This is a genomic window from Shimazuella kribbensis DSM 45090 (assembly GCF_000428065.1).
GTDB classification, from domain to species: domain Bacteria; phylum Bacillota; class Bacilli; order Thermoactinomycetales; family Thermoactinomycetaceae; genus Shimazuella; species Shimazuella kribbensis.
In genome coordinates this window covers 288,959-313,342 of the sequence record NZ_ATZF01000001.1, presented here as the reverse complement: position 1 = coordinate 313,342, position 24,384 = coordinate 288,959, and the positions used below count along the sequence as shown (strand labels likewise).

At 39.4% G+C, this 24,384-nt stretch carries 24 protein-coding genes and 1 riboswitch; of the genes, 6 read left to right on the top strand and 18 right to left on the bottom strand.

Annotated elements, in window-relative coordinates:
• Window positions 1-2: 2 nt before the first annotated feature.
• The 3 genes from gcvPB to gcvT are packed head-to-tail and all read right to left on the bottom strand — an operon-like array spanning window position 3 to window position 3,897.
• Window positions 3-1,454 carry an aminomethyl-transferring glycine dehydrogenase subunit GcvPB gene (gene gcvPB, locus A3GQ_RS0101795; RefSeq protein WP_028775596.1) on the bottom strand — a complete coding sequence of 484 codons (1,452 nt, stop codon included), beginning with the start codon at window positions 1,452-1,454 and terminating at the stop codon, window positions 3-5.
• Window positions 1,451-2,800, bottom strand: coding sequence for an aminomethyl-transferring glycine dehydrogenase subunit GcvPA (gcvPA, locus tag A3GQ_RS0101790; protein ID WP_028775595.1), 1,350 nt, complete (start codon window positions 2,798-2,800; stop codon window positions 1,451-1,453). Before gcvPA ends, gcvPB begins: the two co-directional genes overlap by 4 nt.
• Window positions 2,797-3,897 carry a glycine cleavage system aminomethyltransferase GcvT gene (gene gcvT, locus A3GQ_RS0101785; RefSeq protein ID WP_028775594.1) on the bottom strand — a complete coding sequence of 367 codons (1,101 nt, stop codon included), beginning with the start codon at window positions 3,895-3,897 and terminating at the stop codon, window positions 2,797-2,799. Before gcvT ends, gcvPA begins: the two co-directional genes overlap by 4 nt.
• A gap of 144 nt (window positions 3,898-4,041) precedes the next feature.
• A riboswitch (glycine riboswitch) is annotated at window positions 4,042-4,147 on the bottom strand.
• A gap of 322 nt (window positions 4,148-4,469) precedes the next feature.
• Between gcvT and A3GQ_RS23055 the strand changes: the two genes are divergently transcribed.
• Both A3GQ_RS23055 and A3GQ_RS0101770 read left to right on the top strand, forming a co-directional pair.
• Window positions 4,470-6,182 (top strand): DEAD/DEAH box helicase, encoded by a 1,713-nt coding sequence (locus A3GQ_RS23055; protein ID WP_051271094.1) that lies wholly within the window; start codon window positions 4,470-4,472, stop codon window positions 6,180-6,182.
• Entirely contained in the window at window positions 6,170-6,997 is an 828-nt protein-coding gene (locus A3GQ_RS0101770; RefSeq protein ID WP_028775593.1) for a YqhG family protein, read from the top strand. The genes A3GQ_RS23055 and A3GQ_RS0101770 overlap by 13 nt, the downstream gene beginning before the upstream one ends.
• A gap of 354 nt (window positions 6,998-7,351) precedes the next feature.
• Here A3GQ_RS0101770 and A3GQ_RS0101760 read toward each other — a convergent pair whose 3' ends face one another.
• The 5 genes from A3GQ_RS0101760 to A3GQ_RS0101740 all read right to left on the bottom strand — a co-directional run bounded on the left by A3GQ_RS0101760 (window position 7,352) and on the right by A3GQ_RS0101740 (window position 11,467).
• Window positions 7,352-8,098: an amino acid ABC transporter ATP-binding protein gene (locus tag A3GQ_RS0101760; protein WP_028775591.1), complete on the bottom strand. Its 747-nt coding sequence runs from the start codon at window positions 8,096-8,098 to the stop codon at window positions 7,352-7,354.
• Between the two features lie 12 nt (window positions 8,099-8,110).
• A complete protein-coding gene (locus A3GQ_RS0101755; RefSeq protein ID WP_028775590.1) occupies window positions 8,111-8,794 on the bottom strand; it encodes an amino acid ABC transporter permease in 684 nt (227 codons plus the stop codon).
• A 106-nt stretch (window positions 8,795-8,900) separates the two neighbouring features.
• Window positions 8,901-9,683 carry a transporter substrate-binding domain-containing protein gene (locus A3GQ_RS0101750; protein ID WP_028775589.1) on the bottom strand — a complete coding sequence of 261 codons (783 nt, stop codon included), beginning with the start codon at window positions 9,681-9,683 and terminating at the stop codon, window positions 8,901-8,903.
• A gap of 158 nt (window positions 9,684-9,841) precedes the next feature.
• Window positions 9,842-10,102 (bottom strand): hypothetical protein, encoded by a 261-nt coding sequence (locus tag A3GQ_RS0101745; protein ID WP_028775588.1) that lies wholly within the window; start codon window positions 10,100-10,102, stop codon window positions 9,842-9,844.
• A gap of 81 nt (window positions 10,103-10,183) precedes the next feature.
• Window positions 10,184-11,467 carry an anti-phage deoxyguanosine triphosphatase gene (locus A3GQ_RS0101740; RefSeq protein ID WP_028775587.1) on the bottom strand — a complete coding sequence of 428 codons (1,284 nt, stop codon included), beginning with the start codon at window positions 11,465-11,467 and terminating at the stop codon, window positions 10,184-10,186.
• An 87-nt stretch (window positions 11,468-11,554) separates the two neighbouring features.
• Here A3GQ_RS0101740 and A3GQ_RS26580 point away from each other — a divergent pair, with 87 nt between their 5' ends.
• Both A3GQ_RS26580 and A3GQ_RS0101730 read left to right on the top strand, forming a co-directional pair.
• A complete protein-coding gene (locus tag A3GQ_RS26580; RefSeq protein WP_156877499.1) occupies window positions 11,555-11,728 on the top strand; it encodes a hypothetical protein in 174 nt (57 codons plus the stop codon).
• Between the two features lie 188 nt (window positions 11,729-11,916).
• A complete protein-coding gene (locus A3GQ_RS0101730) occupies window positions 11,917-12,588 on the top strand; it encodes a pyroglutamyl-peptidase I family protein (protein ID WP_028775585.1) in 672 nt (223 codons plus the stop codon).
• Between the two features lie 84 nt (window positions 12,589-12,672).
• On the opposite strand, the gene A3GQ_RS0101725 is transcribed toward A3GQ_RS0101730, so the two are convergent.
• The 6 genes from A3GQ_RS0101725 to A3GQ_RS0101705 form a co-directional block, all read right to left on the bottom strand.
• Window positions 12,673-13,305, bottom strand: a complete 633-nt coding sequence (locus A3GQ_RS0101725; protein ID WP_028775584.1) for an FMN-dependent NADH-azoreductase — start codon at window positions 13,303-13,305, stop codon at window positions 12,673-12,675.
• A 217-nt stretch (window positions 13,306-13,522) separates the two neighbouring features.
• Window positions 13,523-14,035, bottom strand: a complete 513-nt coding sequence (locus A3GQ_RS0101720) for an adenine phosphoribosyltransferase (RefSeq protein WP_028775583.1) — start codon at window positions 14,033-14,035, stop codon at window positions 13,523-13,525.
• Between the two features lie 4 nt (window positions 14,036-14,039).
• Window positions 14,040-16,349 carry a single-stranded-DNA-specific exonuclease RecJ gene (gene recJ, locus A3GQ_RS23050; protein WP_037463567.1) on the bottom strand — a complete coding sequence of 770 codons (2,310 nt, stop codon included), beginning with the start codon at window positions 16,347-16,349 and terminating at the stop codon, window positions 14,040-14,042.
• 61 nt (window positions 16,350-16,410) lie between these two features.
• Window positions 16,411-17,307, bottom strand: coding sequence for a protein translocase subunit SecF (gene secF / locus A3GQ_RS26010; RefSeq protein ID WP_169818227.1), 897 nt, complete (start codon window positions 17,305-17,307; stop codon window positions 16,411-16,413).
• The gene (secD, locus tag A3GQ_RS26005) at window positions 17,297-18,529 is read right to left on the bottom strand and encodes a protein translocase subunit SecD (RefSeq protein WP_083964040.1); all 1,233 of its coding nucleotides are present in this window, start codon (window positions 18,527-18,529) and stop codon (window positions 17,297-17,299) included. Before secD ends, secF begins: the two co-directional genes overlap by 11 nt.
• A 173-nt stretch (window positions 18,530-18,702) precedes the next feature.
• Window positions 18,703-18,990, bottom strand: coding sequence for a post-transcriptional regulator (locus A3GQ_RS0101705; protein WP_051271092.1), 288 nt, complete (start codon window positions 18,988-18,990; stop codon window positions 18,703-18,705).
• A 152-nt stretch (window positions 18,991-19,142) separates the two neighbouring features.
• Between A3GQ_RS0101705 and spoVB the strand changes: the two genes are divergently transcribed.
• Window positions 19,143-20,702: a stage V sporulation protein B gene (spoVB, locus tag A3GQ_RS0101700; protein WP_028775581.1), complete on the top strand. Its 1,560-nt coding sequence runs from the start codon at window positions 19,143-19,145 to the stop codon at window positions 20,700-20,702.
• On the opposite strand, the gene A3GQ_RS0101695 is transcribed toward spoVB, so the two are convergent.
• A complete protein-coding gene (locus A3GQ_RS0101695; RefSeq protein ID WP_028775580.1) occupies window positions 20,699-21,382 on the bottom strand; it encodes a DUF421 domain-containing protein in 684 nt (227 codons plus the stop codon). The two genes, spoVB and A3GQ_RS0101695, sit on opposite strands and share 4 nt — an antisense overlap.
• Window positions 21,383-21,512: 130 nt before the next feature.
• On the opposite strand from A3GQ_RS0101695, the gene A3GQ_RS0101690 reads away from it, so the two are divergent.
• Window positions 21,513-21,896: a TIGR04086 family membrane protein gene (locus A3GQ_RS0101690; protein WP_028775579.1), complete on the top strand. Its 384-nt coding sequence runs from the start codon at window positions 21,513-21,515 to the stop codon at window positions 21,894-21,896.
• A 224-nt stretch (window positions 21,897-22,120) separates the two neighbouring features.
• Here the strand turns inward: A3GQ_RS0101690 and A3GQ_RS0101685 are convergent, their stop codons facing one another.
• From A3GQ_RS0101685 to tgt, 3 genes are all read right to left on the bottom strand, one after another.
• Window positions 22,121-22,750 carry a hypothetical protein gene (locus tag A3GQ_RS0101685; protein ID WP_028775578.1) on the bottom strand — a complete coding sequence of 210 codons (630 nt, stop codon included), beginning with the start codon at window positions 22,748-22,750 and terminating at the stop codon, window positions 22,121-22,123.
• A gap of 106 nt (window positions 22,751-22,856) precedes the next feature.
• Window positions 22,857-23,231, bottom strand: a complete 375-nt coding sequence (gene yajC / locus A3GQ_RS28590; protein WP_083964039.1) for a preprotein translocase subunit YajC — start codon at window positions 23,229-23,231, stop codon at window positions 22,857-22,859.
• A 10-nt stretch (window positions 23,232-23,241) separates the two neighbouring features.
• A complete protein-coding gene (tgt, locus tag A3GQ_RS0101675; RefSeq protein WP_028775577.1) occupies window positions 23,242-24,378 on the bottom strand; it encodes a tRNA guanosine(34) transglycosylase Tgt in 1,137 nt (378 codons plus the stop codon).
• Between the last annotated feature and the right edge of the window lie 6 nt (window positions 24,379-24,384).

Sequence of the window (24,384 nt, the reverse complement as noted above, 5' to 3'; positions counted from 1 at the left end):
TATTATTCCTTTGTCCATCGTAGCTTTGGTTTACGAGCAGCTAATACTTCATCCAAACGTTTTACTAATGTATGGTGTGGTGCTTCTTGTACTACCTCTGGTGTTTCTTCTGCTTCTTTGGCAATTTGAATCATGGTGTCGATAAAATGATCCAATGTCTCTTTACTCTCTGTCTCCGTAGGTTCAATCATCAAACATTCTTCCACTATGAGCGGGAAATAGATCGTAGGAGGATGAACGCCAAAATCTAATAGGCGCTTCGCTATATCCAACGTGCGTACACCTGATTTTTTTTGACGATTGCCAGAAAGGACAAATTCATGCTTACATGCCTGATCGAAAGGTAACTCATAATAATCCTTGAGCCTTGCTTTCATGTAATTTGCATTGAGTACGGCATTTTCGGATACTTGACGAAGTCCCTCTGCACCCATCGTGCGAATATAAGCAAAAGCTCTTACTAAGATGCCAAAGTTACCATAAAAACCTTTGACTCTACCAATGGAATTTGGAAGATCAGACTCAAGATAATAGGTTCCATCTTCTCTTTTGGCTGCAAGAGGTTTTGGTAAAAATGGTACCAATTCTTTTTTTACACCAACTGGGCCTGCTCCAGGTCCGCCTCCACCATGTGGTGTAGTAAAGGTTTTATGCAAATTAAGGTGTACTACATCGAAACCCATGTCACCAGGTCTTGCGATCCCTAAAATAGCATTGGCATTTGCTCCGTCATAATAAAGCAATCCTCCTGCTTGATGTACGAGATTTGCAATTTCAACAATCTCTTCTTCAAATAATCCCAATGTATTTGGATTTGTCAACATTAACGCAGCAGTATCTTCACCTAGTACTTCTTTTAACGCCGCGACATCAACAAGTCCCTTATCATTGGAAGGAATGGTAATTGTTTCAAATCCAGCAACTGTTGCACTAGCTGGATTGGTCCCATGAGCAGAATCAGGAACAATTACTTTGTTTCTCTGTCCTTCTCCCTGACTTTGATGATAGGCTTTGATCATCATGAGCCCTGTCCATTCCCCTTGTGCTCCAGCTGCTGATTGAAGAGTCACTCCATCCATTCCGGTTATCTCTGCGAGGTCGTTTTGTAGTTCATACAATAATTGCAGTGCACCTTGTACTGTTTCTACTGATTGGTAAGGATGGATCTTAGCAAAACCGGATAATCTTGCAACGTCTTCGTGCACTTTTGGATTATACTTCATCGTACAAGAACCAAGAGGATAAAATCCGTTATCTACACCATGATTTCTACGAGATAGTTCCGTGTAGTGACGCATTAAATCGAGTTCGGATACTTCGGGAAGTTCAGCTGCTTCTACTCGCATATACTCTTTTGGAAGTTCTTCTACTTCAGGAACATCTAATACTGGTAAACTATGAGCAATCCGTCCTGTACGACTCAATTCAAAAATGAGGGATTTATGTGCATTCATACTAGTAACTCCTCCAGTGCGCGACATAATGTTGCTATATCCTCTTTTGTACGCTCTTCTGTCACTGCAATCAGCATATGATTAGCTAGTTCAGGATAAGCCACTTCTAGTTCATATCCTCCAATAATGCCATATTGCAGCAACTTATGATTGATTTCAGAAATAGGTTTGGAGATACAAATCACAAACTCATTATAAAAAGGTGTAGTGAAAACAACTTCTACCCCATCAATCTTGCTCAACTCTTGTTTTGCATAGTGTGCCTTATGGAAATTCTGCCTCGCTACCTCTTGCATTCCTTCTTTCCCCATCGAACTGACATAAACCGACGCTGCAAGGGCATTTAAAGCTTGATTGGAACAAATATTGGAGGTTGCTTTATCCCGGCGAATATGTTGTTCCCTTGCTTGCAGAGTTAGAACGAAACCTCGATTCCCCTCTTCATCTACGGTTTCTCCAACGATTCTCCCTGGTATTCGACGCATTAACGCTTTTGTTGTGGCAAAATATCCGCAATGGGGTCCGCCATACGACGCTGGTATGCCAAGTGGTTGTGCATCTCCAACCACAATATCTGCACCAAACTTACCAGGAGGCTTTAACATCCCTAGGGAAATGGGATTACTGCTTACTACAAACAACCCTTTGTTTGCATGTGTAAGTGTTGCTATTGCATCTAGATCTTCCAGATGTCCAAAGAAATTTGGAGATTGAACAATAACAGCTGCTGTCTCAGAACTTACTGCTTCTGATAAAGCTTTTACATCTGTTATTCCGTTCTCATAAGGGATCTCTACTACTTCCAATCCTAACCCATGTGAACTTGTAGCAAGTATCTCTCTTGCTTCTGGATGTACCGCACGAGAGATAAGGATTTGTTTCCTTTTCGTAACTCCAGAAGCAAGATTAGCTGCTTCTGCTAACGCTGTTGGACCATCATACATAGAGGAATTGGCCACATCCATACCTGTTAATTCTGCAATCATGGTCTGAAATTCAAAAATAGCTTGGAGTTCTCCTTGGCTGATTTCCGGTTGGTACGGAGTATATGCAGTGTAAAACTCAGAACGAGAAATAACATGACCTACTACACTAGGAATATGATGGTCGTATACTCCAGCACCTAGGAAAGAGGCATGCGTATCGGTTGACACATTTTTTCCTGCCAATTTCCGCATATGACGCACCAAATTCGATTCTGCCATAGGAGCTGGCAGATTCATTTCCCCTTCAAATCGAACTTCAGATGGGATCTCGCTGAATAATTCTTCTACTGTATCTACCCCTATTGTTGTTAGCATTTCGGATCGATCTTTCTCAGTCATTGGTAGATAACGTTGTTTCATCCTCTTACCCTCCTGTAAAAAGGTGTTGGTACAACTTTTGCTTTGACTCGTTTCCCTCTAATTTCTACTTCGAGTTCTTGATCTATCTGTGCATAAGTGGGATCAATTAAAGCCAGACCAATATTGCGTTTGGTCATTGGAGATTGGGTACCTGAAGTAACTTCACCAATTAATTGATTTTCTACGTACACAGGATAATGACTGCGCGGTATTCCACGCTCGATCATCTCCAATCCTACTTTTTTACGCTTTACACCTTCTTCTTTTTGGATAGACAAAGACTCAGATCCAATAAATTCACCTTTATTTAATTTCACTGCAAATCCCAAACCAGCTTCTAGTGGAGATATTTCAGCGGAAAGTTCTTGACCATAGAGTGGAAGTGCTGCTTCCAATCGCAAAGTATCTCTCGCACCAAGACCACAAGGAATCAACTGATATTCTTCACCAGCCTCTAATAATTTCTCCCACAATGCAATTGCTTCTGTTGCATTAACATACAATTCAAATCCATCTTCTCCTGTATATCCGGAACGAGAAACCAAAGTTCGGATTCCGCAAATATCTATGTTCATCGCAAACTGAAACGGAGAGAGGATCGCAAGATCAAACGTTGTGCAACGCTGTAAAATGTCTTCTGCAAAGGGGCCTTGTAACGCTAGAAGCGCCGTTTCCGATGATCGATCGATCAATTCCACTTGCTCTTCTTGAATCTGACTTTTTAGCCAGTCTATATCTTTTTCTATATTAGATGCATTGATAACAAGCAAGAATCCATTTTCTTTAATCTGATAAACTAATAGATCATCTACTGTTCCACCATCAGGATAACAGAACAAAGCATATTGTGCCTGACCAACCGTTAGTTTGGAAATATCATTTGTTATAACTTTATTTACAAACTTTTTAGCATCAGGCCCACTAACCTCCACTTCCCCCATATGAGAGACGTCAAATAAACCTGCTCGTGTTCGTACTGCTTCATGTTCTTCTTTGATACTAGAAAATTGAACAGGCATCTCCCATCCGCCAAATGGAACTAGTTTTGCTTCTTTTTCATACACAGAATAAAGCGGTGTTCGTTTTAATGTTGTCATCTCGCACCTCCATATCTTCTACACAAAAAGGACAGAGAAATCCCTTTTTAAAAAGAATTTCTCTGTCCTTGATACCTGAGAGTTCGGTTCTAATTGGTGAACCTGCCCCTTTGGTGGCTTTTTACAAAGCACTCTCCAGAGTGACGTCCAACGAGCCTCCTTTTGCCTGAGAGATTCACCTTATACAGGTTTGCTCCTTCGGCGCCAACTACCACCTATGATGGTGTGTGGTCTCTCCTCTCGTCATCAACCGTCAAATTGTATGTATCTGTCACCTTCATTTTGCCATAAAATCCGATCATTTGCATGCTTTATTTAAAAGATAGTACGTCTTTTTGCTTTTCATTTCTATTTTTAGGCATTTAGAGCAACTACTAACATCCTTTTTTTCACTTCTTATCCCTTTTTTAAATTGAACTGCACCCCAGATATCATAACCGCAAGTCAGTTTGCTTTTTCTTTGTATGAACATCCATTTTTCCTTCCTATATTCATGAATCATGCATTATTTACCAAATATCAACTCATACTACATAAGTAACAAACTACATTTATCTATATGGAGGAGAAAAATGAATACACCTCCGATTCGTTTTCATCGAGAGTGGTTATCCCTCTTTCAAGATAAGGTCGAAACAGATGCAGGGTGGGCTAACTGGGATCGATTTCAACTTGCGATTGAAGCAGCAGAAATATCTGCAGTGCCTTCTTTTGACACTCTTCTTTGTCTTGGACAACTTCAAGGTATTGAACCACTCCCCCATCAAATTGATGTGACCAAACGCGTCATCCAAGAAATGAGAGGCCGTGCAATTCTCGCAGATGAAGTTGGATTAGGAAAAACAATTGAAGCTGGGCTCATTTTAAAAGAGTATCTCATACGCGGTTTGGTACAAAAAGTATTGATTCTGGTTCCTTCTTCCCTTGTCTTGCAATGGACAAGAGAACTAAATCAAAAATTTCAAATTCCCGCTGTTGCTCAGAAAAAAGCATGGATGTGGGATAAGTACGATATTGTTGTAGCTTCTATGGATACCGCAAAACGCGATCCACATCGCGAAATCGTCTTAAATCAACCCTATGATCTTTTGATTGTGGACGAAGCGCACAAACTAAAAAATAGACGCACAAAAAATTGGCTATTCATCAGTGAAATGCAAAAAAAATACTGCCTATTGCTAACTGCCACACCTGTTCAAAACGAAATGGAAGAACTCTACAATCTAGTATCACTCTTAAAACCTGGTCAACTTGGCAATGAATCCCGTTTTAATAAGGATTATGTAGCAGGCAAGAGAATGGCGAAAAACGAAGAACAGTTGAGGCAGGAAATCAGTCAAGTTTTGATACGCAATCGTCGAAAAGAAAGCAATCTCCCACTGACAGAACGAATCGTCCAAACTATTCCAATACAACTCACATCAGAAGAAAAAGCGCTCTATGACGGTGTGAGTAGTTTCGTTCGTGATCGCTATCAAACAGCCGCAGACCTGAAAAGCATGCTTTCGTTATTGGTATTACAAAAAGAAGTATGCAGTAGCCGAGATGCGGTATTTTTAACGTTATTCAAATTGTTTAAAAAAGGAAATGAAGAGGAGAGCACGGTTCCACCAGAGGTTCAACACTTGATACAACTATTACGAGCTGTCACTACCTCTTCTAAAGCAGAAGCCGCTGTTAAATTAATTGAGAGTATTCCAGACAAAGTCATCTTATTTACGGAGTATCGAGCTACACAAGAAATGTTAATTCGAGCACTGGCAGCAAAAGGAATCCAAGCTGTTCCCTACCGAGGTGGATTTAATCGAAACAAGAAAGATTGGATGATGGAACTTTTCCAAAAACGAGCTCAAGTAATGATTGCCACAGAAGCTGGAGGAGAAGGAATTAACCTTCAGTTTTGCCACCATATTATTAACTACGACATGCCTTGGAATCCAATGCGCGTCGAGCAACGAATTGGCAGAGTACATCGATTGGGACAAAAAAACGATGTACATATATATAACTTTGCAACTGAAGGAACAATTGAAGAACATATTATTTGGCTACTCCATGAAAAAATTGCTTTATTTGAGTCTGTGATCGGAGAGTTAGAAACCATTCTCGAAGGATTGGAAAAAGACCATTCTTTGGAAAAGAACCTGATGGATATTATGGTATCGAGTGAGACAGAAGAAGAAATGCGAAATCAACTGGGGCAAATCGGTGATAAATTCCAACATGCGAAAGAAAAACATTTGAAAGAACAAACTAGAAAAGAGGAGTTATTGTGGACCAAGTAGTCCTACGTGAATTCACGGAACGATATTTACAAGCCAACAATTGTCATATTATCGAATCTGCCCCTTCTTTTTTACATACGCAATTATCCATTGAGGCAGACAAGGATTTGGTTAATCGTCCCTTTTACTGGATGTACGTAGAAAAAATGAATTTGCCTGCTAATCCGGTACAACTTTGTTTTGTATTCGATCCTGAAAACCCTCCTGAAGGAAAACGAGCAGAGTATTTATTTTATGGTTCTCCTCGATTTCGTCAACTTTTACAATCGGCACAAAATCAAGGTAAATACGTACGGCTTTATCAGGAACCAGCTCGGTGGACTCAATTTTCTTCTTTATCCAAAGGTTATACTCCTTGGGTATCTGTACATTATCTGATCTCTTATGTTTGTGATCAAAAAATGGACCGGATCGTTTCGTTGGGTATCAATCTCCAATCTGGCGAAATAAAGAAGGATTTTGGTGATGTGCTCCAAACATATAAATGGACACATAAATTGCCAGAACGAAGATATACATTTAGTCCACGTATGAGCATTCAAGAAGCAGTTGGAGAATTGGAATATGTCCTAACAGAAGAATTGACAGAGGAAGACCATCAATGGGCAGAAGAGGCTGATAAGAGATTACGAGATGAACTAAATCAAGTAACCGCTTTTTTTCCGATTGAAGAGAAACAGACAGACGAACAAAAAGCAGCGAAAACAGCTCGACAGCGTGAATGTATTTGGCAGTATCACCCTCGGATAGAAGTAAAACTAATTTCTGCTGGTTTTTTTTATATGGAACAACAAACGAATGAACAAAAAGGCTAAGCTTAAAAGCTTAGCCTTTTCTCTATCCAAATGATCTAACGATCCTTATATACTGCGGCCCGGACGGATGTCCGAGCCTCTGTCTTAGTTCTGCGGCTTACGCAGATGGGTGTGGGCTACGCCATACCACACTGCGAATGCAGCAAGAACCAGACAGAGAAGGATGGTAAACCCGACTCCCAGAGGAATCTGGGCGAGCATAATCACCACCACTCCGAGGAGGACTCCTACCGCAAGGATACTTCCCCACAGGGAGCCACGATCCTTGGAAGTGTTAGGTGAAATCTCTTCTTTTACCATTCTGATCCTTTCAGATCTTGCAATTATAAATAGTATACAAATTTCATTCGAATCTTACAACTGGGTAAATCTTTCCAAAAACTGCTTTGTGCGTTCTTTCTGGGGTCTTTCAAAAAGTTCCGATGGTTTCCCTTCCTCTACTATTTGTCCCTCATCGATAAAAATGATGCGATCCGCAACTTCTCGTGCAAAAGCAAGTTCGTGTGTTACAATAATCATCGTTTGCTGTCCAGTTGCTAATTGTCTAATCGTTGTTAACACTTCTCCTACTAACTCTGGATCAAGCGCAGACGTAGGTTCATCCAAAAGAAGCACTTCAGGCTCCATAGCAAGAGCACGAGCAATAGCAACTCGTTGCTGTTGTCCTCCTGATAGTTGATCAGGGTATGCATTTCTTTTATCATGCAAACCGACTTGCTTTAGTAATACATCTGCTAACGATTTCGCTTTACTTGCACTTATCCCTTTGACCTGAATAGGTCCTTCCATTACATTTTGTCGTACAGTCATGTGCGGAAAGAGATGGAAACTTTGAAATACCATCCCTGTTTTTCCTCTTAACTGCCTCATCTCCCTATTTGGTATTTTCTTCTTTTCTTGAAAAGTAAGGACAGAGTTTTGAAGTTGAATCGTACCCGATGTTGGCTTTTCCAGTAAGTTTAAACATCGCAAAAAGGTAGATTTCCCAGAACCACTCGGTCCAATAATTGCTAATACTTCGCCTCGGTCTACTTGCACATCTATCCCCTGTAAAACGACTTGATCACCAAAACGTTTGACCAAATTGGTAACTTGTATCATACTCTGCCCCCCTTATTTTGCAAACTTTCCATACTGATCTTCTAAGCGATCTTGAACCCATGCAAGAATCGTACATACAATCCAGTAAAAAAAGGCAACCAAAATATACATCGTCAAATAATCAAACTCTCTTCCGCCTATGATTTTAGCTTGGTATAACATCTCTGGTACAGTGATCATAGAGAGCAAAGATGTATCTTTCACCAAACTGAGCAATGTATTTGCAAGTGTTGGTAAAGCCACACGCAATGCTTGCGGCATAATAATCCTTCGCAATGCTTGGCCATATGTCATATTAATAGAATATGCCGCTTCCCATTGACCTTTGGGTATAGATAAAAGTGCTCCACGAAAATTTTCTGCGGAATATCCTCCTACATTCAAAGATAATCCAATAATTGCAGCAAGAAATGGACTCAAATTCAACCCGATCACGGGCAATCCAAAATACAAAATAAATAATTGCACCAACAATGGCGTTCCACGAATGATCGAAATATACATTCTTGCTGGATACCTTAGTATCTTCGAAGAAGACATACGCATCAAAGCAATAACCAGTCCAAGTATTAACCCAACAATCATGGTAATCAACGTGATGATGATCGTATATTTCAATCCTTGAAAAACAAACCAAGCAGAACCTTTGGCTAACTGGATATCAAATAAATTTTCCCATTGAATCGCATCCAATATTTCTTCTCCTCTAGGTACTATTCTCTTTGTCTATTCTTCTCTATCTTCGTTACAAGTAAACGGAAAAGTAGCTTAATATCTCTAAGCTACTTTTCCTCTTTCATCTTTATTTCGATGCATCTATCCCAAAATATTTAATAGAGATTTTCGCAAGTGTACCGTCTTTTTTCATATCTTCAAGCGCTTTGTTTACTTCATCTACTAACTTTTTGCTTTCTTTTGGAAAAGCAAGCGCTGAGGAAGATTTCTCTACTTGTTCCCCCACTGTTTTCAATGGAAGCTTGGTTTTTTTCATCATTTCTGCAATTGCTAATCGATCATTCATACTCAGATCAATTCTACCAGCTGCCACATCACGCATCGCACTCATCATATCTTCATAAGGTACGATGGTTGCCCCTGCATCTTGAGCCATTTTCCCATAGTTACTAGTGGTAGTTTGCCCTGCCTTTTTTCCTTTCACATCTTTCAAAGATGTGACCGTCTTATTATCATTTTTCACGACAATTTGAGCGTAAGAAATCGTATAGGGAGAAGAAAAATCAAATTTCTTTTGTCGCTCAGGTTTAATCCCAACCTGGTTTGCAACCATATCAATTTTACGTGAGGAAAGGCTAGTAAGCATACCATCCCAAGGAATTTCTTTAAACTCTACTTTTAACCCCAATCGTTTCCCTACTTCACGAGCAACTTCCACGTCAAATCCAGTAAGCTTATTGGTTTTTTCATCATGATAACTAAATGGTTTATAAGTTCCTTCTGTCCCAACAAGCAATACGCCACTTTCTTTGACTTTTGTGTATGTATCATTGGTTGTACCAACACTACATCCAACTAAAAAAGAAAATACGAGTAGATAAGAAGCAATCCATATCAGACGTTTCATCATACTATGACTCCTCTTAAACTTTATTAATAAAGCATGTTCTAAACTAATATTATTATACATAATGAGGATTTAAAGTCAACAAAACCAACTTGATAAGTCGGAATAAAAATAAAAAGTGAGATCACTGGGTACATCCCAGATCTCACCTTGACCTAACATTAATATCTTTTTCGATTTGAATTTGGTAGATTTTCGCTGTTTTGCACAAACAGCAATTGGGTTTCCACATCATGAATTCTTTCTTGAAGATACCGTATCTCTTGGTTTAGACGATAAAATTCCTCTTCATATTGGTTCTCTATGTGATCCATTCTTTTCTCCATCTCACGAGTTCGAATACTGTATCGATCTTCCAACATTTCATAGCGTCTATCTACGCTTTCCAAGAGAACACGAATAATTTCGTGTAATTCATTCATGCAAAGCACCCCTTCTCCATATCCCTATCAACCACCAAATAATACCATCTATTTCATCCCTTCATCAAGCAGGAGTTTAGCCTAAAAATGTGGAATAAAGCTGGCCGAATCTCCTCTACCAAATAATTGTTGGTACACTTTCATGGCATACGAATCCGTCATCCCAGCAATGTAATCACACACTACTCGTGCCTTATCTGTGGTTGATATACCAGCTCGAATGGTAGAACGATCATTAACGGGAAGTAAATTCGGTTCGTTCATCATCGCTTCAAATAATTGTTTGATCACAAATCGTCCTTTCCATGCCATCGTCTGGACTGTTTGGGAGTATACCACTTCATCAATTACTAACTTTTTCAGAAGTGTCAGTAGCTCAAATCTCTCTGACATCAGTACGACTTTATATTTTAACCTTGGAGACTCAGTGGTTATGTTGTTTTCTTTGAGTTCCACTCCAAACACAAAATAAGAAATCAGTGCAGATATCAGTTGTTTTAAATCGTATTTAAAATGATCCGTTCGTAAAAAATGTTTTTGAAACTCGGGAAAAGAAGATAACACTTCAAGTAGTTTGGATGAATGTATAAAACCAAGATTAATGGCATCTTCTACATCATGAGTCACATAGGCAATATCATCTGCAAGTTCAAGCAAAGAACATTCCCATGCTTTTCTTATCGTTTTTTGAAATCCTTCAGCAGTCGGTTTCCAACCCATATAATATTTCTTTTCATCTTGTGACAGAGGATCCATCATCCAATTAAATGCTTCTTCATCAGATTTATAAATATTTGCTTTTGGTGGTATGGATTTATCTGAATTCGTTCCTATCGCATCATCGAGTATAATGGGATATTTTACGATAGAGTAAAGAAGAGCACGTGTTAGATTTAGCCCAACAACTTTATCCCCTTCAATTCGAGATAAGATACGAAACGTCTGTGCATTTCCTTCAAATCCACCATAAGAATACATACAATCATGCAGTGCTTGTTCTCCATGATGACCAAATGGAGGATGTCCCAAATCATGAGCCAAGGCTGCTGCTTCTAGTAGCGATACATCAAGAGAATAATCATTCCCTAGTTTTGGATCATTCGTATTTAAAAATATAACAATACTACGAGCAATTTGAGCTGCCTCCATGGAATGGGTAAGTCTTGTCCGGTGTAAGTCCCCTGCTTCCGAACCAATTACTTGTGTCTTTGCTTGCAGTCTGCGAAAAGAGGCACTATGTACAATTCGTCCATAATCACGTTCAAATGGATCTCGTGTTTCCAAAGGAGATGTAAAGGTAGATTGTCTTCTGGCTAAATCATCTTGTGTATAACATCTATTTTTATCATTGGAATATATAATCATATTCTCAGCTCCATCTCAAAGAAAGTTGCAAATACTTATGCTTTTTTCTACTATTTAATAGTAGAAGTTTGTCGAAGGGAGTATGAAATGGACTTTTTTAGCAAAACAGTTGATGATTTTCGTGAAGTAGACTGGGGTTTCCCTGAAATAAAATTACCCATGTTTGAAAACTTTCATCCCTTTTCCAACGAACAAGATTTTATCGTAATGATTGTTTTTATTATTCTACTTCTTTTACTCATTTTATCTCAACAAAAATAAAAAAGTACAATCCAATAGGTTGTACTTTTTTATTTTTCACGAAACCGAGATCATAGTACAAAGAAACGAGATTAGTGATGAAAATGAAATCTTCACATGATTCTAAATATGATAAAATAATACCTATATCTGCTACTATGCACAGCAGATATTCCAAATACACGTGTCAAAAAGAAAGGTAAGAACTCGTGTCTGCAAAGCGCATCTTGGTGATGGGATATGGCGGATACTTCTCCGGAGAAAGAAATTACCTGAGGAACCTTGCCTTTGAGGCAATGGAAAAAGCAACCATCCCTCTGAGGAATGCTGGTCTGTACGATTTTCGCTGCATCGAACTGTCAGGAGATGGGACCTTCCAAGAGGTATATTCTCTGATTCATCAGGAAATGGAGAATCATCGACCCGAGATTGTACTGATCGCCGGTACTCGACTGAGTGCAGATGCAATCTATCTCGAAGAGAGAGCACATAACCGCTACGTGGAAAGGTATTCCTCCTTTGTAGTCCCTCAGAACAGTGAAAACAAACTGCTGGAAGAGGGGGCATCTTCCTATAGGACACTGCTTCCCCTCTGCAGGATTTGTTGTAAGCTGCGAGAGGATGAGTCTCTCTCCGTCGAAATCCGTCACTCAACGGATGCTGGCGGCCATGGATGCAACGCAGCCCTTTACGCTGCCTTGCATATCAGCAACCAACTCAATCATAAGGCAGGTATTACGTTTGTCCACATCCCATTTACCCGAGAACAAGCGGATCTGATCTTCGAAAAGACAAAAGAGACAAAACCGTTCGTTGATTCCGACGTTCAGATCCAAGCGATTTCACGGATTATCGAAGTCTGTGCAGAAGTAGACTTCTAGCTCTACATCAATACAAAACGACCGGCTAGTTCGCAAGAAACTAGCCGGTCGACTGATTTTCAACAAGTTTTAAGAATGAACTTTCTACTTAGAAAAGTCCTTTGCAACTTCTCTTGCTCTTTCAATTGCTTTTGCTACAATTCCTTCTGCTTTGCTTGGATCAAAAGCCATACCTTCCGATACGACGGTTTGAATATCTGTAATTCCTAAGAAATTTAATACTGTTCGAAGGTAACGATCGCCAAATTCCAGCTCCTTAGTAGGGCCTTCAGAATAAAAACCACCTCGTGCTTGAATGTGCACTACTCGTTTACCCCCCAGCAATCCAACAGGGCCGTTTTCGGTATATTTAAATGTTTTACCTGCAATACAAATCGCATCAATATACGCTTTTAATTTTGGTGGAAAAAAGAAATTCCAAAAAGGGGTTACAAATATATATTTATCAGCAGTAACAAATTCATCTGTAAGCTCTGCGATCCGCTCTACTTTTGCTTTTTCTTCTGAAGAGAGATCCTCTCCCTTTGCCAATTTACCCCAACCACTAAATACATCTGCATCAATCATAGGAATATCCATGTTATAAAGATCAAGATGTGCCACATCGTCATTTGGATTACTACTTTGATATTCTTCTAAAAAAGCCTTACCTGTACGTAAACTAAATGATTCGGCAACTGGTTTAGGATTTGCCGTGATATATAAAACTTTTGCCATCTGGTTCTACCTCCGAACAAAATATCTACTTTTACATCGTTTTCAACATTCTTTGATTTACTATTTCCTATATCATCATGAACTATGTATCAGAGGGGAGGATGGCGATTTCTGTTCTATTTACTTAAAGATACTACTACAAGGTATATAATTTATCGTTTTCTATCATTTACAAGCACAAAACCCCAAGAATAATTTACTATTCTTGGGGTTTGTTTTAATATTGGACCAGCGAAGTAACATCAAGCTCACCTAGTTTTTCTCTTCCATTCAAATAGGTTAACTCAATAAGAAAGGCTGCACCGATAATTTCAGCTTCCAATTGTTTTGCCAACTCTAGAGTGGCAGCAATGGTTCCTCCTGTAGCCAACAAATCATCAGCAATAAGTACTTTCTGTCCAGGTTGGATAGCATCTCTATGCATAACCAACGAATCTTGTCCATACTCCAAATCATAGGTTACTTCGATGGTTTCAAATGGTAGTTTCTTCGGTTTGCGTACAGGTACAAACCCAACACCTAGTGCATATGCTAATGGAGCAGCAATAACAAATCCTCTTGCCTCTGGTCCAACGATGAGATCAATTTCTTTCTCTTTGTAGATATCTACCAATTGATTGATCATGGATTGATATGCTGGACCATTTTTAAGCAATGTAGTAATGTCTTTAAAGCGAATACCAGCTTGTGGAAAATCCGGAATGACTCGAATGGTATCCTTTAAGTTCATAAAATTATGCCCCTTTAATTGTTTTACTTAATTCACGATAGGAAGAATAGATAAGTGTTTGCAGTACTTCTGATTGGTCTATTCCTTGTTGATAAATTTTTGATTCAGATAAATCTCGTTTCACTGGATTTGCAAATATATTAATTTCATCTTCCATAATCTGAATAAATTGAAGCTCGTGAAATACATCCATTAAGAAACGAACTACTCGGCCAGATAAACCCAATCGCTTACTTAGAGCATCTACACTTGCTTGCATTGGTAGTTTAGTTGATCTCTTTGTCCATAAAGTTTGATACAATAGTTTACATTTTTCACGATCAGGCACATTGGGAAGTCGATAAGAGACATCTTCATCACCAAAACATACATAGATCCGCTCTATATTGGATAACTGTTTCATAACAGCTTTAAAACGTAACACAGACGGTGGTGCATCTAATAGAGCAACATGAGCAAAAGGCAAATCCGATGGGATGGATTCATCCCAAGTATAGATCTGTCCTTCTTCTAAATTTGTATACCTCACTTTATTGGAAGAAATACATAAGACAGGATTTCCAGCAAATTCTGCAATTCGTTCTTCTTTGCGATTGGTACGCCAATCGAATATTTGCAAATGATTTATGGCTAAATCACGTATTAGGATTTGAGCTTTTCTCCGACCATTCCACTCATTTACTTGAAGCTCCCCGACTAATTTCGTATTTGCACCTACAGTCAATTGGTCTGCCAATTCACTACATCGAAATCGAATAGCCTCTAGCCTATTTCCCTCAACATCTTTCAAATGAAGTTTAAGATGATTGGATTGCCCACCCATCCAGTCTATTTTCACAGCCTCCGATTCCTCAATTTGGAAAAGAGGAACAGGATTGCCCATGCCATATGGTGCTAATTGTTGCAAGGAATCAATCAAATGGGTATTGGCATCAGCCAATGATATTTTTTCTTCGATCCAAGTCTGCTTAATGTAGTCTTCACTAGAAAGCCATTCTTCGGCAAGCTCTGTTAGCTTTTCATGAAAAGTCAACAGATGTTCTTCCGATAACGACATTCCAGCGGCCATTTCATGCCCACCGTAAGTGGAAAGCAATGAATTTACTTCTGTTAATGCTTTGTGCAAGTGAAAACCTGGGATACTTCTAGCCGATCCCTTGATTAGACCTGTTTTCTCATCTTTCCCTAAGACAATGGTTGGTCGATAGAAAGACTCTACTAGTCTAGATGCAACAATTCCTACTACACCTAAATTCCAATCTTCTTTGTATACCACTATCACTTTTCGATGGAGGTCTGCATCTGCCTGTACTTGAGCCATGGCTTCGGTTGTTGCTGTATCCACAAGAGCTTGACGTTCAATATTTTTCTCATTTAATAACATTGCCAATCGTTTTGCTTGCGATTTATCGTCTGTTATTAACAATTCTACTGCTTCACTTGCCGATGAAAGCCTGCCAATCGCATTAATACGTGGTCCTATCGAAAATCCAACATGACCTTCATTCGCTTTTTTATCAATACCTGAGACATCCATTAACTCTGTCAGTCCGATATTTTTCCGCTGATTCATACAGGCTAGACCAAATGAAGCAAAGACACGATTTTCCCCTTTTAATGGTACAAGATCTGCTATCGTTCCCAATGCAACCAAATCTAACCATTTGGTTGGAACTTCGCCTAGTAATGCGGTTGCCAGCTTTGCTGCTACACCGACTCCTGCTAGTTGTTTATCTGGATAGGTACAAACGGGTTTTTTCGGATTAATCACAGCTAAGGCATCTGGAATAGTTGCGGAAGGCTCATGATGATCTGTTATGATAAGATCTAATCCAATCGATTTCGCAAACAAGGCTTGCTCTACTGCACTGATGCCTGTATCCACTGTGATCATTAATCCAATATCTTGATCCTTTGCCAGCTGAATTGCTGCTTGATGTAATCCATATCCCTCGCGAAAACGGTCAGGAACATAGTAATCTACATTTGCTCCTAGATAGTGAAAGACGTGCACCAACAAACTAGTACTGGATACACCATCCACATCGTAATCACCATATATCCGTATTCGTTCTTGATTTTGGAGAGCCAAACGAATTCTGTCTACTGCCTTAGCCATATCATGCAAAAGAAAGGGATCATGTAAATGATCGAGTGATGGCTCTAAAAAACGTTTAATTTCTTCTTTCTTTCTCAAACCTCTGCCAATTAAAATTCGAGCAATCAAGGGGTGTAAAGAAAGTTCATCTGCCAACAAAGAATACTCCCCATTGCTTACTGATACTTTCTTCCACTTAGATTTGGGATGTAACAATGTCTCCCCTTCCTCCTTCCTCTCTTAAAATAGAAAACCGCGAATTTCGCGGTTTTCCAAACTACGCCGATACTGATTTTTTCTTCATCGATCTCCATGTCCAAACCACCCAGATTTGGCTAGCAATAAAGATGGATGAATAAGCACCTGAAATCAAGCCCATAATCAAAGCGAGTGAGAAATTGCGAATACTTTCTCCACCAAGAATAACTAATGCGAGAGCAGCTAGTAAAACTGTAACTACGGTATTTATTGATCGAACTAATGTTTGACGGATACTTTCGTTCACCATATCGGAAAGCTCATCCCATTTTTTAGGCTGTAATTTTTGGAAATTTTCTCGTATTCGGTCGAAAATAACAATCGTGTCATTAATGGAATAACCGATAATCGTAAGTATCGCAGCGATAAATACGACGTCCACCTCGATTTGAAAGATCGAGAAAATACCGATGGTAAATAAAGCATCGTAAAACAAGGTGACGACCGCTGCAACTGCAAAACGATGTTCAAAACGAATGGAGACATAGATGACAATTGCAACACAAGCTAACAAAGTTGCAATAATCGCATTCCTTGCTAACTCGCGACCGATGACTGGATCTACCACTTGAGATTGAATACTCACTTTAGTCGCAAATTGTTTATTAAATGCATCTTCCACTTTCGAGATTTTTGCAGGTGTAATCGTTTCCGATGTTCGGAAAATAAGAACATCTGACTTTTTACCACCTACACGTGCATTTGGATTTTCATATCCTAATTCAGTCAGAGTTTTCTTCGATTCCTCAATATTTACCCTTTTACCCATCGAAATATCCAATCTTGTTCCACTTACAAAGTCGATTCCTAAATTCAACTGTTGGACAAACAAGGAGACAACTCCTGCAATGATAAGCAAAACGGAAATACCAAAAAACAACTTCCGCTTTCCTACAAAATCTAAGTTATAAATCACTAATCTCATCCTCTTTCACGTTAAACCAGCTTGGCTTATTCATCAGGTTAGATTGAACTAACAAATTAACCATGATACGGGATAGTGCTACAGCGGTTAACAGACTCACAATGATTCCCGCAATCAATGAAACAGAAAATCCCTTTACTGCAGCAGTACCAAAGTAAAAGAGTAATCCTGCGGCAACAATTGTAGTTACGTGAGCATCAATAATGGTAAGAAAAGATCGTTTGGAACCTATTTTTACAGCAGTACGAACACTTTTGCCGTATCTTAATTCTTCCCGTATACGTTCATTCATAATGATATTTGCATCCACTGCTATCCCAATTCCAAGAATAAACGCTGCAAGTCCTGGAAGTGTCAGTGTCATATTAAGCGCATCAAAAACCAATAAAACAAGATACCCGTAAGCAATAAGCGTAATTACTGCTACCAAACCAGGTAAACGATAGTATCCGATTACAAAAATAAAAATCGCCAATACTGCATATGCTCCTGCTTTTAAGCTATCTTTTAAAGCTTCTTCCCCTAGACTAGCATCAACAGCATAACTTTGTATCTCCGTAAGTTTGATGGGTAATGCTCCTGCATTTAACAGACTGGCTAAATCTTGTGCAGCTTCTGGAGACTCTTGTCCACTTATCTGAGCTCTACCGCCAGGGATTGCTTGAACGATTGTAGGAGCACTTAATTGATTTTCATCTAAGTAGATGGGCATTGATTGACCTATGTATTTACGTGTTATCTGTTCAAATTTCTTTGCATTCGTCAATTGAATTTCTACAACTGGTTGATTATTTTGATCATAACCTACTTTTGCACTATCTGGTTTTAATTCCGTTCCCTTTAGTAAAATCTTTTTACCTGTAGGATCACGGAACGTTAATTGTGCTGGTTTACCAATGATATCTCTCGCCTTTTTCTGATCTTTGACTCCTGCAATTTGCACTCGAATTCTGTTTGGCGGCTCAACGGTGATATCTGGTTCTGTTACTCCTAAAATATCTATCCGATTTCGTATAGCACTTGCCGTTTGATTCAAAATATCTGTATTCACTTTCTGATTAGGAGCGGCTTGATAGAGCACTTCAAATCCACCCTGCAAATCCAATCCTTTTGTAATTCTACCCCAGATTGTTTCTGTCGTAGCCAAAACAGTTCCGAGAATGATTACAGAAAGGATGATGAATATCACAATTCTCCCACGCTTTACTTTCATTCTTCATACCCCTTCATCTACTTAAAAACGTTTTCTAAAAAAAATACAATCCCATTATCCCAGCAGAAGAATAACGTTGTCAAACGCACAACTACCCTTGCCAATAATTAGAAAATACATTTTCTTTACCTTAATAAAAATAACGACCCTCAGCGGGCCGTTTTTCCGGCTGGCTAATCCGCTTTATATACGCTCAGCATCAACCAATTCATAAATCGATTTGCTTTTAAAGACATGATGTCATTTACTAAGCGATTTAATCGTGGCCAACCACGTCGATAACTTTCGGAAACACATTCCCATACTTGCTCTCCAGTAACGTCTTCATACCCATACATACGAAACTCCGCTGCTTTACTATCACATAAATCCTCAATACAACTTTTCAATTCTTCTTCCGTCAATAATTCGACATCATTTCGGTTTTTATTGATACTCACTGCTCTTAACGATTTTGCCATTATTATACCATCCTCTCTTTCTATAACTATCCATGGCAAAAATTCGACATCTACTATGTCGCTTCCTGCTAATTAATAACTTTCAGACATGGAACTTAAGGACAAGGCATACAAATTTACAAAGGATCATGTGAACGAGAAGGGGAGGCAATATGTCCAAACAAGGCTTTCTATATGGGACTATTATCCTAGTTGGTGCAGGGTTTATCACAAAAATACTAGGTTTTGTTTATCGCATTGCCTTATCTCGTATTATCGGAGAAGAAGGAATGGGATTGTTCCAAATGGTTTTTCCTATTCTAATCTTTGCTGTTGTTGTCACGACAGCAGGCGTTCCTGTAGCTATTTCCAAGTTAGTTTCAGAAGCGGAAGCAAGAGGAGAAGAAGATCGTATTCCTGCAATTCTTATTGTATCAATCTTTATCGTATTGTTCACCAGTGTAATCATTGCCATTTCTATCTTTTTTGGAGCTTCAAAAATAGCTCATATCTTGCTTACGGATGGCAGAACTATATATGCACTTTTAGCGATAACACCTGTGATCCCCATTATTGCGATATCTTCTATTTTTCGGGGTTACTTTCAAGGTCGACAAAATATGAGTCCTTATGCAATCGCTCAAATATTAGAACAAATGGTAAGAATATTTACCGTTATTTTTTTAGCTCAATATTTGCTGCCTTTTGGACTTGCTTATGCTGCCGCTGGCGCTATGTTAGGAATGGTAGTAGGAGAATTTGTGGGAATGATCTACATTTACATCAGTTATCGAAGAGATAAAAAATATGTGCCATTACACCTTTTTCGACGTCCGAAACACCTAAGACGCAGCATCAAAGAGATTTTACGTGTCTCTGTACCAGTTACCTTAAGTAGAATGATTGGTTCCTTTTCTTATGCACTTGAGCCGATCGTCGTAGCACATAGCCTAGCCCTTGCTGGAATCACTTCTTCTGTTGCTACAGCATTATATGGGAGATTAGAAGGAATGGCAATACCATTGATCTTTTTTCCGACCTTTATCACCTATGCGTTAACCGTTTCGCTTGTCCCAGCAATCAGCGAAGCTGCTGCTCAAAACCAACCAAAATTAATTGAACATCGATTACAACAAGCTATTCGTCTCTCCTTGTTAATAGGAGCTCCCTGTACCGTTTTTATTCTCTTATTAGCTGAACCACTATCTGTATTACTCTATCACAAAAAAGAGATCGCACACATGATATATATCATCGCTCCTGTGTCATTTATTCATTATTTGCAAGGTCCTTTTGCCTCCGTACTTCAAGGACTAGACAAAGCAAATGTTGCAATGCGCAATACGATCATTGGTGCGGTCTTGAAGATTCCCCTTATTTTCTTGTTAGCATCTCAACCGGGACTAGGGATATACGGAGTAGCAATAGCCATTAATATTGGAATCCTCTTAGTAACTGGGCTGCATTTTATCAGTATACTAAAATATGTGACTATCTCTATTCACCTGAAACCAATTTCTAAATTAACTTTTTCCGTACTCGTCATGGGAGCAGTAACATTTTATTTGATTCAGCAAGAAGGTACGCCTTTGTTACAAAAAGTATTGCTAACGAGTTTAAGTAGTTTTGGCATTTATTTCATTTGTCTATTGATCTTTAGCCTTGTACGTAAAGGAGATGTTAATCGGATTCCCTATGTTGGTAGATGGATCGCCAAAGTACTACCTCATTAATGTTTCTTATCTTTCGCATCCACAAATAGCTTCCCTTCATAATTGACACTAACATAAAAAATATCTTGGAGCTCTTTGTAACCTTTTTTACGGAGCTCTTTTTTCAACCAAAATCGGTTTTGACCAAGCTGTTCCAATCCTTCTTCCAACACTTTTCCTTCCAACACAACAGGAATAGGTGGGTGAAATGTCTTTAAGTTACGTAAATTTAAATCCTCTTTGGTTACAGGATGTTTTTTGGTCTTCGGAAAAACACTTAACTTTCCAGAAGTTTCCAATATCGCAAATTCTACATCGCCGATATTAGAAATATTTTTTTCTCTTAACTGCATCATTAAATCATCCATATTGTATCTACTCTTTGCCATCACATTATCTAAAATCTTACCATGCTGAACGATAACAGTAGGTTCACCATCGATGAGATGACGAATGTTTCTACTTTTTAACATGATAAAAGATAACAAGATTTGCAACCCAACAATCGTTAATATAGGAGCAATTCCCATCAATAACGCTAATTGCTTATCTTCAATTAACATCGCAGAAAGATCGGCTATCATGAAAGAGACAATCAAGTCAAAAATCGATAGCTTCCCAATCTCTCTTTTTCCCATCAATCGCATCATCAATAAAATAAAAAAATAAATGAATATTGTTCTGAGTATCAAACTTACCATGATCGATAGCTCCCTCTTAAGCTCATGTCGTTTACTATTCTTACCCTAGACACAGATTCTATGAAAAAACTAGTCATAAAAACCAGCTTCTTCCCATAGGTTGTACCAAGAATATTTAGGAGGTTCGATCATGCTGAAAGAGACATTACGAACAGGTTGGCATTCACCCATGGTAGCGGGACAAATGATTTTATGGGCGTTTATTTTCGTATTATCATTGATCACAGCACTTTTCTTACGATTTAGTAGTCTGGAGACAAGTAGCTTACCTACAATTACCTTTTGTATAAATGCCGTATCTTTGTTATCTGCAGGCTTTATTTCTGGTAAGAGATCAGGAAAAAAAGGTTGGTATTATGGAGGACTTCAAGGGATTATTTATACATTATTAATTTGGCTAGTCGCATTTCTCGCCTTTGACACCAGCATGCGAGTAGATCCGCTAATATTTGGTATATTTGCTTTTGGCATTGGAGCTTTAGGTGGAATTTTCGGGGTAAATACAGCAAGATAAAAGGAGCTGACCATATGGTTAGCTCCTTTTTTTTTTATCTATGTGTATCCGTAACTTGTAAAAGTGGGGCGGCATCGTGGTAAAAACCTCAATGCCGCGCACCACAGGGATTCCAATCCCGGGGCAGAGCGCTTCGGATTTGGTGAGCCATAGCTTGCCGATGGTCTCACCAAAGACTTCCGAGAACTTGTTATGGATCACTCTCTTGCTAGATCTCTGGGAATCTAATCCCTGAACGCGGGCAGAGCGCTTCGGATTTGGAGTGCCATCAGCTTGCCGATGGTCTCACCAAAGACTTCCGAGAACTTGTTATGGATCACTCGCCTGCTAGATCCCTCGGGGATCTCAGTCCGAGTCCAATCGTCGATAGATCGATAGACAGCATCGAATCCGACCCTGGTCCACTCACCCTCCGCCTCCATCAGTATACGCCGGAAGCGAATCTCTTGGAATTCCGCCCATTTCTCACTCTGTACAGAGAAGTAGGTGAGCCTACCGCGGTAGTGTCCCATGTAAGGTTCGTTATGGGAATACCTCGGCAGCCGGGGACGAACGTCGAGTTCGATCAGCTTGCCAACGATCTCACCAAAGGCCTCGAGGAACTTGTCATAGATCTCTCGCCTTTCGGACCCCTCAGGCATCTGACTGACAGTCCACTCACGCAGTCGGACGCTGATTTCATGGATGGAGATTCCATTCTCCGACTTGATCGATTCATCCCATCCGAATCGATCCCTCTGGAAGTTGATCCACTCTTCCTCGTCAACCTTGATGTCGTTGAAGACACGTTCATAGTGATCATTGTTGCTGATACTTCCCCAGGGTGTGTTTTTTTTGCCATGTGCACCGCACATCAGGTTTCTCCCTGTGGTTGAATGTTTGTGCTTTATTTTATTAAAACATATTACGCATCCTCTGTCTGTGAAAAAAAAAGAGCCCTTATTTGGACTCTTTTCCTACTTATTTGCTTTCTTCTTTTTCTTTTTGAATTTCTTTGTCTTCTTCTGTTCCTTCTAGATATCTTTTTTCTTTATCTTTGGGAACATCTGCTGCTGGGGATTCTACCGCTTCCGCTTTATCCGAAATCTTAGATTTGATCGCACCGCGTTCAAATACAACACGAGTGGTATCACTTACTTTCAAGGTCACACGACTTTCGTTCAACTCTACGATCGATCCGTGTAATCCTCCAATGGTAACTACCTTATCTCCCTTTTTCAAAGAAGTAAGCAACTGTGCTTGCTCTTTACGCTGTTTATTTTGAGGACGAATCAACACAAAATAAAGAAGCGCAAACATCACGACAATATAAACAATACTCCATGAACTACCCATTTGTATCCTCCTAAAATGCTTTTTCTGGATTTAGTGAACCATAATACTGCAACATAAATTCTTTTTGAAAATCAAGGAGACGATCCTCCACAATCGCTTGTCTTACTTGTTTCATCAAGTTCAGTAAAAAATGCAGATTGTGATAAGTGGTAAGTCGTAATCCAAAGGTTTCGTCGGCTTTGATCAAATGACGCAAGTAAGCACGTGAATAATTGCGACAAGTATAACAATCACAGGCAGGATCCAATGGTCCATAATCACGTTCAAACTTTGCATTACGAATCACAAGTCGACCTTGGCTCGTCATGGTTGTACCGTTTCGCGCAATTCTCGTAGGTAAGACGCAGTCAAACATATCCACGCCGAGTATTGCACCTTGGATGAGTGCATCTGGTGAGCCCACACCCATCAAGTATCGAGGCTTATGTACAGGTAAAAGAGGAGTAGTCACTTCCAAAGTTTCATACATAAGTTCTTTGGATTCTCCTACGCTCAATCCTCCAATCCCATAACCGGGAAAATCGAGTTCCACTAGTTGCTCTGCACTTTGTCTGCGTAAATCAGCATACATGCCACCTTGCACAATTCCAAAGAGCGCTTGGTCTTCCAACCGCTTATGTGCTTCTTTACAGCGTTTCGCCCACCGATAAGTCATTGCAACAGAGTCTTCCACATACTTGCGTTCGGCTGGATAAGGTGCACATTCATCAAAAGCCATGATGATATCTGCACCAAGGGCATTTTCGATCTCCATTACCTTTTCTGGAGATAAAAACAACTTTTCTCCACTTAAATGGGAACGAAATTCGACTCCCTCTTCTTTGATCTTGCGTAGATTACTCAAGCTAAAAACTTGAAAACCTCCACTATCAGTCAATATAGGTCGATTCCAATTCATGAAGGAGTGTAGTCCACCAGCTTCTGCCACAATCTCATGTCCTGGACGTAAAAATAAATGATATGTATTACTTAAAATAATCTGTGCTTCCATCCCAACAAGCTCTTCTGGACTCATCGTTTTCACGGTAGCCTGTGTGCCTACGGGCATGAAAATAGGGGTCTCAATAGTACCGTGTGGAGTATGTAACTTTCCCAATCTAGCTCCAGATTGTTTACACACTTTCAATAATTCGTAACGAACAGCCAATGTTCC

What these genes read in the sequence shown, in the direction of transcription:
- A3GQ_RS26580 (WP_156877499.1), top strand. Translation starts at nt 11,555, where the DNA reads ATGGACTTTTTTAGCAAAACAGTTGATGATTTTCGTGAAGTAGACTGG.
- gcvPB (WP_028775596.1), bottom strand. Translation starts at nt 1,454, where the DNA reads ATGAATGCACATAAATCCCTCATTTTTGAATTGAGTCGTACAGGACGG.
- A3GQ_RS0101740 (WP_028775587.1), bottom strand. Translation starts at nt 11,467, where the DNA reads ATGATTATATATTCCAATGATAAAAATAGATGTTATACACAAGATGAT.
- A3GQ_RS23055 (WP_051271094.1), top strand. Translation starts at nt 4,470, where the DNA reads ATGAATACACCTCCGATTCGTTTTCATCGAGAGTGGTTATCCCTCTTT.
- A3GQ_RS0101750 (WP_028775589.1), bottom strand. Translation starts at nt 9,683, where the DNA reads ATGATGAAACGTCTGATATGGATTGCTTCTTATCTACTCGTATTTTCT.
- A3GQ_RS0101695 (WP_028775580.1), bottom strand. Translation starts at nt 21,382, where the DNA reads ATGGTAAGTTTGATACTCAGAACAATATTCATTTATTTTTTTATTTTA.
- gcvPA (WP_028775595.1), bottom strand. Translation starts at nt 2,800, where the DNA reads ATGAAACAACGTTATCTACCAATGACTGAGAAAGATCGATCCGAAATG.
- A3GQ_RS0101720 (WP_028775583.1), bottom strand. Translation starts at nt 14,035, where the DNA reads ATGAACTTAAAGGATACCATTCGAGTCATTCCGGATTTTCCACAAGCT.
- yajC (WP_083964039.1), bottom strand. Translation starts at nt 23,231, where the DNA reads ATGGGTAGTTCATGGAGTATTGTTTATATTGTCGTGATGTTTGCGCTT.
- A3GQ_RS0101685 (WP_028775578.1), bottom strand. Translation starts at nt 22,750, where the DNA reads ATGTGCGGTGCACATGGCAAAAAAAACACACCCTGGGGAAGTATCAGC.
- spoVB (WP_028775581.1), top strand. Translation starts at nt 19,143, where the DNA reads ATGTCCAAACAAGGCTTTCTATATGGGACTATTATCCTAGTTGGTGCA.
- secD (WP_083964040.1), bottom strand. Translation starts at nt 18,529, where the DNA reads ATGAAAGTAAAGCGTGGGAGAATTGTGATATTCATCATCCTTTCTGTA.
- A3GQ_RS0101690 (WP_028775579.1), top strand. Translation starts at nt 21,513, where the DNA reads ATGCTGAAAGAGACATTACGAACAGGTTGGCATTCACCCATGGTAGCG.
- A3GQ_RS0101725 (WP_028775584.1), bottom strand. Translation starts at nt 13,305, where the DNA reads ATGGCAAAAGTTTTATATATCACGGCAAATCCTAAACCAGTTGCCGAA.
- A3GQ_RS0101705 (WP_051271092.1), bottom strand. Translation starts at nt 18,990, where the DNA reads ATGGCAAAATCGTTAAGAGCAGTGAGTATCAATAAAAACCGAAATGAT.
- A3GQ_RS0101760 (WP_028775591.1), bottom strand. Translation starts at nt 8,098, where the DNA reads ATGATACAAGTTACCAATTTGGTCAAACGTTTTGGTGATCAAGTCGTT.
- A3GQ_RS0101745 (WP_028775588.1), bottom strand. Translation starts at nt 10,102, where the DNA reads ATGAATGAATTACACGAAATTATTCGTGTTCTCTTGGAAAGCGTAGAT.
- gcvT (WP_028775594.1), bottom strand. Translation starts at nt 3,897, where the DNA reads ATGACAACATTAAAACGAACACCGCTTTATTCTGTGTATGAAAAAGAA.